Raw genomic sequence first — 13,171 nt, 5'->3', positions numbered from 1 at the left:
AAGGCACCGGCTCGATCCAAGCCCCCGGGCCCAACCTTAGGCGCTTCGAGCGCCCACTTGCCGCGAGGCGAGCATGGCGGGTCGGTGTCGCAGTCGTACGGCGGGGCGCCCTTCTCCACGAAGGGCGCCCCGCCGCTTTGTGTCCTCGTCAGTCCCGCAGCAGGTCCGGTACGCCGTTCGCGTCGGGCAGGTCCCGCCCGCTCGACAGCACGGTCAGCCGCTGCGTGGCGCGGGTCAGGGCGACGTACAGCACCCGCAGTCCCGCGGGCGACTCGTCCGCGATCTCCGCGGGGGACACGACCAGCGTCGCGTCGTACTCCAGCCCCTTGGCCTCCAGGCTGCCGAGCGCCACGACGCGCTCGCCCAGCCCCGCCAGCCAGCGCCGGGCCTCCTCGCGGCGTCCCATGGCCACGACCACACCCACCGTGCCCTCGACCTCGCCCATCAGCCGCTCGGCCTCGGCGCGCACGGCCTCGCCCACACGGCCGCCCGCCGCCACGGCGAACTGCGGCACCACGCCCGTGGACCGCACCGCACGCGGCGACTCGCTGCCCGGCATGGCGAGCGCGAGCACCTTGGCCGCGAGGTCGGCGATCTCGGCGGGGTTGCGGTAGTTCACCGTCAGCGTGAACAGGCGTCGCGGGCGGGTGCCGAGGGCCTCGTCGCGGGCGAGCGCCGCCTCGTCGGGGTCCGTCCACGAACTCTGCGCGGGGTCGCCCACCACCGTCCAGGTCGCGGCCCGGCCCCGGCGGCCCACCATGCGCCACTGCATCGGCGTCAGGTCCTGCGCCTCGTCCACGATGACGTGCGCGTACTCCGTGCGCTCGGCGTCCAGCCGCTCCTGGCGCGAGCGGCGGCCGCCGGCCATCCGGTCGGCGAAGGTGGTGACCTCCTCCAGGCCGGTGAGCTGGTCCAGCGGGTCCGCCTCACGGCTGCGCACCTTGGGCGGCGGGCCGAGCAGCGACTCCAGCTCGTCCAGCAGCGCCACGTCGTGCACCGACAGCGCGCCGTTGCCCGCGACGTCCAGCCGGCGCAGCGAACGCGCCACCCGGCGCACCTCCGGCGGGGTCAGCACCCGCCGTGCCCAGCGCCCCAGCCGCTTCTCGTCGGCGAGCGCGGCCAGCACCCCGCGCGGGGTCAGCACGGGCCACCAGGCCGCCAGGAAGTCCAGGAACTCCGGCTCGCTCGCCACGTCGTCGTCGAAGGCCTCCCGCGCGTCCGAGGCCATCTCCGGGTCGTCGTAGCGGCGGTCGGCCTGCCGCCACAGCGCGTCCAGCAGCAGGCGGCGGGCCCGCGGCCGCAGCAGGTTGACCGGCGTCGTGCCGCCCAGCACCGCGTGCCGGATCCCCGAGAGCTCCTCGGCGTCCAGTTCCAGACGGCGCCCGAAGGCCACCACGCGCAGCCGGTCCGGGCAGCGCCCGTCCTCCAGGGCGCCCCGGGCCGCCCTGCGCAGCACCCTCAGCATCCGCAGCGAGCCCTTGATCCGGGCCACCGCGGGATCGTCGTACGTCGTGGCCTCCGCGCCGTCCACGAGCGAGCCGACGGCCCGGATGGCCACCTGCCCCTCCTCGCCCAGCGAGGGCAGCACGCCCTCGGTGTAGGCCACCAGCAGCGGCGTCGGGCTGACCACGAGGATGCCGCCCGCGTAGCGCCGCCGGTCCTGGTAGAGCAGGTACGCCGCGCGGTGCAGGGCGACCGCCGTCTTACCCGTGCCGGGGCCGCCGGTGACCTCGGTGACCGAGGCGGCGGGTGCCCTGATGACGACGTCCTGCTCGGCCTGGATGCTGGCGACGATGTCGCGCATCGTGTGGCTGCGGGCCTGGCCCAGTGCCGCCATCAGCGCGCCGTCACCCACGACGGGCAGCCCGGTCCCGAGCTCCGGGCGCAGCAGGTCGTCCTCGACGCCGAGCACCTTACGGCCCTTCGAGCGGATGACGCGGCGGCGCACCACCCGGCCCGGGGCGACCGGGGTCGCCCGGTAGAACGGCGCCGCGGCCGGCGCCCGCCAGTCGATGACCAGCGGAGCGTAGTCGGCGTCGAGCACGCCCAGCCGGCCGATGTGCAGGGTCTCGGCGATCTCGGCCGTGTTGTCCGGCCGCACCGCTTCGTCGGCCGGATCGACGGAGGTGAAGGCGCCGTCGGGTCCCTTCTTGCCGTCCTTGCCGAGCAGCAGGTCGATCCGGCCGAAGAGGAAGTCCTCGAACTCCGCGTTCAGCCGGTTCAGGTGCAGACCCGCGCGGAAGACCTGCGCGTCGCGCTCCGCGAGCGCGCCCGGCGTACCGACCTGGCCGCGCTTCACCGCGTCGTCCATCAGGAACTCCGCCTCGTGGATCTTCTCCTCGAGCCGGTCGTACACCCGGTCCAGATGCGTCTGCTCGACCGCGATCTCCGTGTCCCGGACCGCTGTCACGCAGGACCCCCATTCTTTTTCTTTCCGTACGTCATGCGCCGCGCCCCGCGAACGGAGCAGCCTGCCACCGTACGCCAACCAGGGGTTTTCCGCCCAGTCAGATGCGTGTCGTCGTGGCGCCGGCGCGCCTGCGGTGGCGGGCCACCCGTTCGCGGTTGCCGCAGGTCTCGCTGCTGCACCAGCGGCGACGGCGTCCGCGTGAGGTGTCCAGATAGACAAGGGTGCACCCGTCGCCCTCGCAGCGTCGCAGCCGGCCGGCCGCGTCGGGGTCGGTCAGCAGGTCCAGGGCGTCGCGTGCCACCGCGCCCAGCAGCCCCGCACAGTCCGGCTCACCCGCGAGCCCCCGGGTCAGCGTCCCGTCCGAGGCGCGCACCGCCCGCGGCGCGGGCGGTGGTGCCAGCGCGGCGTCGTTCAGCGCCTCCACGTCACCGTCGTCGGCCGTCCGCCCGGCCAGCCGCGCCTCCACCAGGCGCGCCACCACGGCCCCCAGCTCCATGAACCGCCGCGGCCAGCCCCCGTCCGCCGGGACTTCGGTGCCCCCCGGCACCAGCCCCGCGCCCCGCAGCCACTCCACCAGCCACTTCACCGGCCGCTCCGGGGAACCCGCCCCGGAGCCGGGGTCAGGACCCGGCGCCGCGGCCGCCACGAGGTCCAGGCTCGTCCGTCCCGTGTCGAAGCGCAGCTGCATCCGCGCCGCGGTCGCTCCCATCTCCGTGCCACCTCCTCCGGTGGTCCTCCCCCGAGGCCCCGGCACGAAACGGAACCCACCCGCGCGGGCGGCGCACGGGGTCAGGAGGCCGGGAGGACGGCGCCCGGCACACCGTCCACCTCGGCGGCGTGGCCCCGGACCTCAGGGCATCGGCCCGCGACCCGCAACGGCCCTACGCGGCCGCCTGGTTGGCGGCCGGAAACGGCAGGGCTCGGAAGCCCGGCGGGGGACGCACGCGGGGAGCACGCCCACGCGGAGGGCCCTGAGGACGCCGGGGCGCTGGTGGAGCCGACGGCGTCGAGCGCGCGACGCCCGCTTCCTTCAGCCGGTCGACGAGGGCGACGCCGACCGACGGCACCCAGCCGTGGACGGGGACGCGGAAGACTTCCGACCCCGCCCGGCGCAGGGCCCGGCCGAACCGGGCAGCGGCGCGCCGTGCGGCCCGGCGGCGTCATGAACTCCCGGACCGCGGCTCGGGACTTCGGCCTGGCGCAGCCGCTCCCACCGCGCTTCCCCGAGGTCTGGGACGCGGGTGGCACCGGTCAACCGCTTGGTGGCGGTGAGCAGTTCGACGCCTGTCCGGCAGCGGGACGATGCGCGGTGCGAGGAGCTCCCGTCACCGTGGCACGCACGCCCGCGGTGCAGCCCGCCCGTGGCGTGCACCACCCGCTGTGGCGTTCACCGCGCCGCCGCGTCACGCCGTCGGCGGGCCTGGCGGGGTCATGAGGTGCGCGTCGGGTGCGGGCAGCCAGGAGTGGGGAGGGCGGGTGAGCCATCCGCCGGCGGCGGAAAGCCGCCGCGCGGCGGCGCGGAGGGCGTCGAGGCCGGGGTGGCGGAGCCCGCGCCGCCAGACCATGGAGACGGGGGCGAGCGGGACGGGGGCGGTGAGCGGCCGCAGGACGAAGCCCGGCAGGTCGATGAACTCGGTGCTGGCCAGGACCGGCCAGCGGTGCTTGGTGACCAGGCGTACGAACTCGTCCTTGCCGTCGATCTCCGGGAAGGGCGCGGCCAGGGCGATACCCCGGCCCTCGAAGAGCCGTTCGGCGAGATCGGTCCACTCGGCGGTGTGCGGGTTGCCGGCGGCGGCGTACAGCGCCTCGCCCGCGAGCGCGGCGAGCGGCACCTCGGGCAGGGCTGCGAGCCGGTGGTCGCCGGGGAGGAGTACGGCCATGCGCTCGTACCGGACGGGGAGGTGGTCCAGATGGGAGACGGCGGCCGGGGCGAGGCCCGCGACCCGGCCGAAGGAGACGTCCAGGCGCCCGGTGAGGATCTCCGCGGCGGCGCCGGTGAGGCCGCTGTGGAAGCGGGCGGTCAGTTCCAGTTCGGGGGCCGCGGCGCGGGCCTCGTCCAGGACGCGCAGCGCGGTGCCGACCGGGGCACCGATGTCGACCAGCAGGGGGCGGCCCGCGGCTGCGAAGGCGGCGGCGAGTTCGTCGTGGGCGGCGAGCACGCGCCGGGCGTGCGGCAGCAGCAGTTCGCCGTCGGCGGTCAGCCGCACACTGCGGGTCGTGCGCGCGAACAGTTCCGCGCCGAGCGCGACCTCCAGGCGCCGGATGTCGCGGCTCAGTGCCTGCTGGGCGACGTAGAGGCGGGCGGCCGCCTGGGTGAAGTGCAGTTCCTCCGCGACGGCGGTGAAGGCCCGCAGCAGGCGGGGGTCGAGGTCGTGCGGCATCCGCTCATTCAACACGCAGCCACCGGCGGACCGACAGCACTGACACCATCGACAGAACTGACAACAAAAGTGCGTCAATGGGCGCTGATCAGGTGTTGGACCCCCGCAGGGGTGCGCGGCGAGGGTGGTGGGGTGATCAGCAGCCTCGCGCCCTACCGCCGGATCTTCGCGCCGCCCGGCACCCTCGCCTTCACCGCCGGCAACCTCATGGCCCGCCTTCCCGCGGGCATGTTCGGGGTCAGCGCGGTCGTCATGATCTCGGCGGCCTACGGCTCGTACGCGCTGGCCGGGGCCGTCACCGCCACCGGGCTGGCCGCGACGGCGCTCGTGGGCCCCTGGACCGCGCGCATGACCGACCGGCACGGGCAGGGCCGGGTCGCCGTCCCGGCGGCGGCGCTCGCCGCGCTGGGGTCGCTGGCCCTGGTGCTGTGCGTCCGCCTGCACGCGGCGCCCTGGACGCTCTTCGCCGCGTACGCGGCGACCGCGACGACCCCGAACACCGGCGGCATGTCCCGGGCCCGCTGGGCGCACCTGTACCGGGACGACGAGCGGGCCCGCCACGTCGCCCAGTCCTTCGAGCAGGCGGCGGACGAGGTCTGCTTCATGCTGGGCCCGGTGCTGGCCGCCTTCCTGTGCACCGTGCTCTTCCCGGAGGCGGGCACGGCGGCCGGGGCGGTGCTGCTGTTCTGCGGGATCGTGCTGTTCGCGGCGCAGCGCGGCACCGAACCGCCCCCGGTGCCCCGTCCGCGGGCGGGGGCCACGGGGCGGGCGGCGGTGCCGCCGGTGCTGTTCACGTTCCTGGCGACGGGGGCCGTCTTCGGCGCGATGGAGGTTGCCACCGTCGCCTTCGCCGACGCACAGGGGCATCGCGGGGCCGCCGGGGCCGTCCTGGCGCTCCAGGCGGCCGGCTCCTGCGCGGCGGGGCTGCTGTACGGGCTGCGGCCGCCCCGCGACCGTTTCGCGGCGAGCGTCGCCTCGATGGCCGGTCTCATGCTCCTCCCGCTGACCGCGGCGACGCTGGGCGGCCTGTGGCTCCTCGCCCCGGCACTGCTGATCGCGGGCATGGCGACCGCGCCCACCATGATCAACGGCTTGGCGCGCATCCAGCGGACGGTGCCGCCGGGACGCCTGAACGAGGGAATGGCCCTCGCCGTCACCGCCCTGCTGGGCGGCATCGCGGCCGGCTCCTTCGCCGCGGGCGCGGTGACGGACAGCCGGGGCCCGGCCGCCGCGTACGCCGTGCCGGTCGTGGCCTCGGCCGCCGCCGCGCTGATCGCGTCGGTGACCCTGCGAGCCGCCCCGGTACGGACCGGGGTCGCCGCGGACGGCGGCGCGCGGTGACGGAGGACATCGGCCAGAGCCGGGTCCGGGCCTGGTCAGGGAACGACAGAAGGCGCCGCCCGTCCGCGCAGTGCGCGGGCAGACGACGCCTCCCGAGGGATGTGGAGATGGCGGGAATCGAACCCGCGTCCTGTGGTGCAAAATCAGGGCTTCTCCGAGCGCAGTCCGCTGTGCTTTTCTCGGCCCCGGCAGTCACGCGGACAAGCCGCCGACGGGCTCAGCCACTGTTTGGTTTCCCACCGAGTCCCGTGGCCGGGCTCAGTGGTTTAGTTCCCTAGTTGATGCCAGGATCCGGGTCGGGAACACCCCCGGGCTGACACTCCACGGAGTCTTCGCTAGCTGCTAATTAGGCAGCGAGAGCGAAGGTGGAGGCATCGCGCTTAGAATTGGCGATTGTTTTTTTCGGCATATGGTTTACGAGATCATTGCCGCTTTCTCGGCTCGCTTCCCCTGCTTCGACATCCCCAGTCGAAACCGATCATCCCCATGTTGATTTTTCAAGCTGCACACCCGACGTCACCGCCCGGTGGTGCTGCCGCCATCGTACGTGAACAACACGCACCGAGGCCAGCGCATTTCCGGCGGGCCGGACAGCGCGGCCGGACGGTGTGTCATGGCGGCCCGGCCGAACGGCGGTGTCAGCCGTCGCGCTGGCGGCGGCGCGCCGAGGAGATCGCCCGGTCGGCCTCGCGGCGGTCCTGCTTCTCGCGCAGGGTCTGCCGCTTGTCGTACTCCTTCTTGCCGCGGGCGAGCGCGATCTCGACCTTGGCACGGCCGTCCTTGAAGTACAGGGCGAGCGGCACGATGGTGTGCCCGGACTCCTGCGACTTCTGGACGAGCTTGTCGATCTCCGCCCGGTGCAGCAGCATCTTGCGCTTGCGCCGCGCCGAGTGGTTCGTCCACGTCCCCTGCGTGTACTCGGGGATGTGGACGTTGTGCAGCCACGCCTCGCCGCCGTCGAGCTGGCCGAAGCCGTCGACCAGGGAGGCACGCCCCTGGCGCAGTGACTTCACCTCGGTGCCGGTCAGCACCAGGCCGGCCTCGTACGTGTCGAGGATGTGGTAGTCATGCCGCGCCTTCTTGTTCTGCGCGATCAGTTTGCGACCCGTTTCCTTTGCCATAGCGCGGCCATTCTCGCACTCCGGGCGCGCTCGGGGTACCGGATTTCGCGACGGGCCGCCACGGTGCGCGAGGTCAGCGCGCCGAGGCGCCGAGACCGTCCAGGATCTCCAGGGCCTCGGCACCGGCGTCGGTGCCTCCGGAGATCCTGAGGTCGGGCTCGACGCCGCGTCCGTCGACGCTGCGGCCCGCGGGCAGCCGGTAGTGGCCGACGGTGAGCTCGGCGACGGAGCCGTCCGGGAGGCGGCTGGGCATCTGGATGGAGCCCTTGCCGAAGGTGCGCGAGCCGATCACGACGGCCCGGCCCCGGTCCTGCAGGGCACCGGCCAGCAGCTCCGCGGCGCTCATGGTGCCGCCGTCGACGAGGACGACCAGCGGGGTCTCGGTGTCGCCGCCGTCGGCGGCGTACAGCGCCTGCTGCTGCCCGTGGACGTCGTACGTGGCGACCAGGCCGCCGTCGAGGAAGGCGGAGGCGACCCCGACGGCCTCGGTGACCAGGCCGCCGGAGTTGCCGCGCAGGTCCAGGAGTATGCCCTCGCCCGCGGTGCGGGCGGCCAGCGCCCGGCGGACCTGCCCGGCAGCGCCCCTGGTGAAGGCGTCGACCTTGACGGCGGTGATGCGGTGGGGCAGGTGCCGCACCCGCACGGACTCGGTCGGCAGCAGGGCGCGCCGGGGCGCGGCCTGCCAGGAGCGGGCGCCGCGTTCCAGTCCGAGGGCGACGGTGGTGCCGGCGTCGCCCACACCGCGCAGCCGGGAGACGACCTCCGTCACGGGGCGGCCGGTGACATCGGTGCCGTCGATGGTGCGCAGCCGGTCGCCGGCGCGGATGCCCGCCCGGGCGGCGGGGCTGCCGGACTGCACGCGGTCGATCTCGATGCGGCCGTTCTCGGCGCGGCGCACCCAGAGTCCGACCCCCACATACCGGCCGTCCAGGGACTGCTGGAAGCCCTCGTACTCCTGCGCCGTGTAGAAGGAGGACCAGCGGTCGCCGCTGCGGCTGACCAGGGCCTGCGCGGCCTGCGGGCCGACCTTGCCGTCGGCGATGGCCTCGGCGATCTCGTCGGTGTCGGCCACCGCGCCCGCCGGGATGCGAGTGGAACTCCGCGCCTGCCGGTCCCCGCCGACGACGTCACCGAAGGAACCGGTGGCCGCCCCGGTGGCCAGAACCGCGCCGAACACCAAGGTCAGGGCAGCCGCGCTCCCGAGGCGGCGCGGCTTCCCGGACAGACAGTGGCTCAGCACGTCGGGCAGTCTAGGCGAGAAGCGGGCGCTGTACGGAAAGTTGGCCGTACGGCGCCCTTTGCGCGAATCAGACCTTGAGGTACTTGCGCAGCGCGATCAGGGCCGCCACCGCGGGCATCAGCATGCCCACCACCAGCACCAGCGGCAGCACCTGCGCGACCTCGCCCCAGCCGAGGAAGTTGATCAGCGGGACCTTGGTCTGCAGCGCCAGGCCGTGGTCGATCAGGAAGTAGCGGCCCACGAGCAGCATCAGGCACGCCAGACCGCCGCCGACCAGACCGGCGAAGGCGGCCTCCATGATGAACGGCATCTGGATGTAGAAGCTGGACGCGCCGACCAGGCGCATGATCCCGGTCTCGCGGCGCCGGCTGAACGCCGACACGCGCACGGTGTTGACGATCAGCATCATCGCCACCGCGAGCATGAACGCGAGCACCACCAGGGCGGCCAGCGTCATGCCGTTGAGAAGCCCGAAGAGGTTGTCCAGCAGGGCCTTCTGGTCCTGTACCTCCTGGACGCCGGGACGGCCCTGGAAGGCGCTGGCGACCACCTGGAACTTGGTCGGGTCCTTGAGCTTGACCCGGAACGACTCCTGCATCTGATCAGGCGTCAGAGAATCGGCCAGCGGGGAGTCGGAGAACTGCTCCTTGTAGTGCTTGTACGCGTCCTCCGCGCTCTCGTGGAAGTACTTCTCCACGAGCGGCAGCGCCTTGAGCTGCTTCTCGATGTCCTTCTTCTGCTCCTCGGTGACAGCGCCCTTGGTGCAGTTGGGGTCGGTCTTGGAGTCGTTCTTGTTGCAGAGGAAGATCGACACCTGGACCTTGTCGTACCAGTAGCCCTTCATCGAGTCGACCTGCTCGCGGGCGAGCCACGAGCCGCCGGCGAGCGCGAGGGAGAGGGCGACGGAGACGATGACCGCGAAGGTCATGGTCAGATTCCGGCGGAGGCCGACGCCGATCTCCGAGAGCACGAACTGGGCGCGCATGATGTCCTTTCAGCGGGCTTGCGATGTCCAGGGCCAGGGTTCAGTGCTGATAGCCGTAGACGCCGCGCGACTGGTCGCGCACCAGCCGCCCCTTCTCGAGCTCGATGACGCGCTTGCGCATCTGGTCGACGATGTTCTGGTCGTGGGTGGCCATGACCACCGTGGTCCCGGTGCGGTTGATGCGGTCCAGGAGGCGCATGATGCCGACCGAGGTCTGCGGGTCGAGGTTTCCTGTCGGCTCGTCCGCGATGAGGAGCATCGGGCGGTTGACGAACGCGCGGGCGATCGCGACACGCTGCTGCTCACCACCGGAGAGCTCCCCCGGCATGCGGTCCTCCTTGCCGCCGAGGCCGACCAGGTCGAGCACCTCGGGCACCGTCTTGCGGATCGTGCCGCGCGGCTTGCCGATCACCTCGAGCGCGAACGCCACGTTCTCCGCGACCGTCTTGTTCGGCAGCAGCCGGAAGTCCTGGAAGACGGTGCCGAGCTGGCGGCGCATGTGGGGCACCTTCCAGTTCGACAGCCGGGCCAGGTCCTTGCCGAGGACGTGCACCGTGCCGGTGTCCGTGCGCTCCTCGCGCAGGAGCAGGCGCAGGAAGGTGGACTTCCCGGAGCCCGAGGAGCCCACCAGGAAGACGAACTCACCCTTCTCGATTTCCAGCGAAACGTCCCGAAGTGCAGGACGGTTCTGCTTGGGGTAGGTCTTGGAGACGTTGTCGAATCGGATCACGGTTGCACTCCGGATACAGGGGATCGGAGGCGACCTTACGCGAACGCCGACGGGCCGCGCAGTTCGCGGTCCGGGTTGGTGCGTTTATTCACCGGCCAAAGCAGACAAAGACGGCATCGGCCACGCAGGTCACTCTTCGGAGTCGCAGGAATTGCGTGGGGCGCGCCCGGCGCACCGGAAACTGGCACAGTGGTGGGAGGACCGGGAACGGACCGTCCCCGACGCGCGTTGTTCATGGAGCGGCCGTGGGGCCGCAATGGGAGGAGGCGACCACATGACAGTCGACCGACTGGTGTGCGCCAACTGCGCCGGCCCCGTCAGTGAAGGCCGCTGCGCGGTCTGCCGCGCCCACCGTGCACGCCTGCAGCAGGAGAACCCCTTCGCCGCCCTCACGCCGGCAACCCTGATCGCCCTGCTCGTGGCGCTGCTCGCCGTGGCATGGGTGGTTCACGAGGCCACCGCGTAGCGGCAACCGCCGGCAGCAGAAGGGGCCCGGGGCGTCATGGACGCCTCGGGCCCCTCGCCGTACGTAACCGCGTGATTACGCGATGGTGTTGCGGCCGCCGCCGACCAGGCGCGGCATCAGGCGGAAGCCGATACCGCCCGCGATCATCGTGGCGGCACCGATCAGAAGGAAGATCGTCTCGCCGGCACCGGTCTCGGCCAGCTCCTCCTTGGTGTCACCCTGAGTGACGACATCGCCGTTGCCCACGTTGTCGGTGCCGGTGTTGTCCGCGCAGCTCACGCTGTCACCGTCGAGGGTGCAGGTGGTGCCGCCGTCCGAACCGCCGGTGCTGCTGCCGCCATCGGTGCCGGAACCGCCGCCGGTGGAGCCGCCGTCCGTCGAGCCGCCGTCGCCGGAGGTGCCACCGTCGGTCGAGGTCCCGCCGTCGCCGGAGGTACCGCCGTCGGTCGAGGTACCGCCGTCACCGGAGGTGCCACCGTCCGTCGTGGTCCCGCCGTCGGTGGTCGTCCCGCCGTCGGTGGTCGTCCCGCCGTCGGTGGTCGTCCCGCCGTCGGTGGTCGTCCCGCCGTCGGTGGTCGTCCCGCCGTCGGTGGTCGTGCCACCGTCGGTCGTGGTCCCGCCGTCGGTCGTGGTCCCGCCGTCGGTCGTGGTCCCGCCGTCGGTGGTCGTCCCACCGTCCGTCGTGGTCCCGCCGTCGGTCGTCGTCCCACCGTCGGTCGTCGTGCCACCGTCCGTGGTCGCCCCGCCGTCGGTCGTCGTGCCACCGTCGGTCGTGCCCTCGTCGACACCACCCGTGACGGTGCCGGTGGTGCCGTCGGTGTCGCCGTCGAGGCTGACCGCGACAGAGACGCCGTCGACCCCGATGCCGAGGCCCACGGCCTGCGCGGCACCCGCGGCGGTCAGCGATGCGCCGGCCGCTATCACGGCCGCGGCGGCTATGCGCGCCACCCGCAGCCGCGTGTTCTTTTTGCTCATCTGGCAACTACCCCCAGTAGCTTCTCGTGAATGGAGCAGCGTGCACGGGGGAGCACCAACGGGACGCGCTCGAGATCCGGACCATGGGACCGGCCCGCGCTCGCCCCCGTTCGCTCACGCCCCAGCCATACGCATACCACGCAACACCATTCCCACAATTCACAGCTCCGTCAAGGCCGTTGCAGGCGCATTGCCCGGTATGGCTGCTATGACGGCCGATTACTTATCCTGCTGTGACCTGAAACGCACAACTGCCGCCCGTGGGGCGACAGTTGTGAAGACTCAGGGAAGGCATGAGCGGTCGGGGGCGAGCGCGGATCAGACGGCCGCGGCCTGCTCCTGCTGCTTCCGCCAGCGGATGCCCGCCTCCAGGAAGCCGTCGATGTCGCCGTCGAGGACGCCCTGCGGATTGCCGACCTCGAAGTCGGTGCGCAGGTCCTTGACCATCTGGTAGGGGTGCAGCACGTAGGAACGCATCTGGTTGCCCCACGAGTTGCCGCCGTCGCCCTTGAGGGCGTCCATCCTGGCCTGCTCCTCCTGGCGGCGCCGCTCCAGCAGCTTGGCCTGCAGCACGTTCATCGCGCTGGCCTTGTTCTGGATCTGGGAGCGCTCGTTCTGGCAGGAGACCACGATGCCGGTCGGAATGTGGGTGATGCGCACCGCGGAGTCGGTCGTGTTGACGCCCTGACCGCCGGGGCCGGAGGCGCGGTACACGTCGATGCGCAGCTCCGTCTCGTCGATCTCGACGTGGTCGCTCTGCTCCACGACCGGCAGCACCTCGACGCCCGCGAAGGACGTCTGGCGGCGGCCCTGGTTGTCGAAGGGCGAGATGCGCACCAGGCGGTGCGTGCCCTGCTCGACGGAGAGCGTGCCGTAGGCGTAGGGGGCCTTCACCACGAAGGTCGTGGACTTGATGCCGGCCTCTTCCGCGAACGAGGTCTCGTAGATCTCGGTCGAGTAGCCGTGCCGCTCGGACCAGCGCAGATACATGCGCTGAAGCTGCTCCGCGAAGTCGGCGGCGTCGACGCCGCCCGCCTCGGCGCGGATGTTGACCAGCGCCTCACGCGCGTCGTACTCGCCGGACAGAAGGGTGCGGACCTCCATCTCGTCCAGCGCCTTGCGGACCGACTCCAGTTCGGTCTCGGCCTCGGCGCGGGTGTCCGCGTCGTCCTCGGCCTCGGCGAGCTCGAAGAGCACCCCGAGGTCGTCGATGCGGCCGCGCAGCGTCTCGACCTTGCGGAGCTCGGCCTGCAGGTGCGACAGCTTGCTGGTGATCTTCTGGGCCGCCTCGGGGTCGTCCCACAGCGACGGCGCCGCAGCCTGCTCCTCGAGCACGGCGATGTCGGCCCTCAGTTTGTCGAGGTCCAGAACGGCCTCGATCGACCCCATGGTCGAGGAGAGGGACTTGAGCTCTTCGGATACATCCAGGACTGCCACGTCCCCCAGCCTACCGGGTGGGCGGCGAAGCATCGGCGGTCCCGCCTCCGCACCCCCGCCGCCGCACCCCGCGGGCACGGTGGGT

At 72.5% G+C, this 13,171-nt stretch carries 11 protein-coding genes and 1 other RNA gene; 2 read left to right on the top strand and 10 right to left on the bottom strand.

From position 1 onward, the window contains the following. Positions 1-148: 148 nt before the first annotated feature. The 3 genes from RV983_RS22640 to RV983_RS22630 form a co-directional block, all read right to left on the bottom strand. Entirely contained in the window at positions 149-2,410 is a 2,262-nt protein-coding gene (locus RV983_RS22640) for a HelD family protein (RefSeq protein WP_475987568.1), read from the bottom strand. Positions 2,411-2,507: 97 nt separating this feature from the next. After that, positions 2,508-3,119 carry a CGNR zinc finger domain-containing protein gene (locus RV983_RS22635; protein WP_475987567.1) on the bottom strand — a complete coding sequence of 204 codons (612 nt, stop codon included), beginning with the start codon at positions 3,117-3,119 and terminating at the stop codon, positions 2,508-2,510. Between the two features lie 694 nt (positions 3,120-3,813). After that, positions 3,814-4,791: a LysR family transcriptional regulator gene (locus tag RV983_RS22630; protein ID WP_475987566.1), complete on the bottom strand. Its 978-nt coding sequence runs from the start codon at positions 4,789-4,791 to the stop codon at positions 3,814-3,816. A 207-nt stretch (positions 4,792-4,998) separates the two neighbouring features. Between RV983_RS22630 and RV983_RS22625 the strand changes: the two genes are divergently transcribed. Next, the gene (locus tag RV983_RS22625; protein WP_475990424.1) at positions 4,999-6,132 is read left to right on the top strand and encodes an MFS transporter; all 1,134 of its coding nucleotides are present in this window, start codon (positions 4,999-5,001) and stop codon (positions 6,130-6,132) included. 99 nt (positions 6,133-6,231) lie between these two features. On the opposite strand, the gene ssrA is transcribed toward RV983_RS22625, so the two are convergent. The 5 genes from ssrA to ftsE form a co-directional block, all read right to left on the bottom strand. Further along, positions 6,232-6,618, bottom strand: a transfer-messenger RNA (tmRNA) gene (gene ssrA / locus RV983_RS22620). A 152-nt stretch (positions 6,619-6,770) separates the two neighbouring features. Then, on the bottom strand, positions 6,771-7,253 hold the full coding sequence (gene smpB, locus RV983_RS22615) for an SsrA-binding protein SmpB (RefSeq protein WP_475987565.1): 483 nt from the start codon (positions 7,251-7,253) through the stop codon (positions 6,771-6,773). Between the two features lie 73 nt (positions 7,254-7,326). Next, positions 7,327-8,493, bottom strand: a complete 1,167-nt coding sequence (locus RV983_RS22610) for a S41 family peptidase (RefSeq protein ID WP_475987564.1) — start codon at positions 8,491-8,493, stop codon at positions 7,327-7,329. A 67-nt stretch (positions 8,494-8,560) separates the two neighbouring features. Further along, entirely contained in the window at positions 8,561-9,478 is a 918-nt protein-coding gene (ftsX, locus tag RV983_RS22605; RefSeq protein WP_475987563.1) for a permease-like cell division protein FtsX, read from the bottom strand. A gap of 40 nt (positions 9,479-9,518) precedes the next feature. Further along, entirely contained in the window at positions 9,519-10,208 is a 690-nt protein-coding gene (ftsE, locus tag RV983_RS22600) for a cell division ATP-binding protein FtsE (RefSeq protein WP_319664533.1), read from the bottom strand. Positions 10,209-10,482: 274 nt separating this feature from the next. Here ftsE and RV983_RS22595 point away from each other — a divergent pair, with 274 nt between their 5' ends. Further along, on the top strand, positions 10,483-10,674 hold the full coding sequence (locus tag RV983_RS22595) for a hypothetical protein (RefSeq protein ID WP_475987562.1): 192 nt from the start codon (positions 10,483-10,485) through the stop codon (positions 10,672-10,674). Positions 10,675-10,749: 75 nt separating this feature from the next. On the opposite strand, the gene RV983_RS22590 is transcribed toward RV983_RS22595, so the two are convergent. Then, positions 10,750-11,649, bottom strand: coding sequence for a hypothetical protein (locus RV983_RS22590; RefSeq protein WP_475987561.1), 900 nt, complete (start codon positions 11,647-11,649; stop codon positions 10,750-10,752). Between the two features lie 318 nt (positions 11,650-11,967). Further along, complete coding sequence (gene prfB / locus RV983_RS22585; protein ID WP_475987560.1) at positions 11,968-13,086, bottom strand: peptide chain release factor 2; 1,119 nt, start codon at positions 13,084-13,086, stop codon at positions 11,968-11,970. Positions 13,087-13,171 lie beyond the last annotated feature (85 nt).

It is taken from the genome of Streptomyces sp. RLA123 (genome assembly GCF_056270165.1).
Note: the sequence above shows the minus strand (reverse complement) of the source record. Positions and strands in the feature narration are given on the sequence as shown.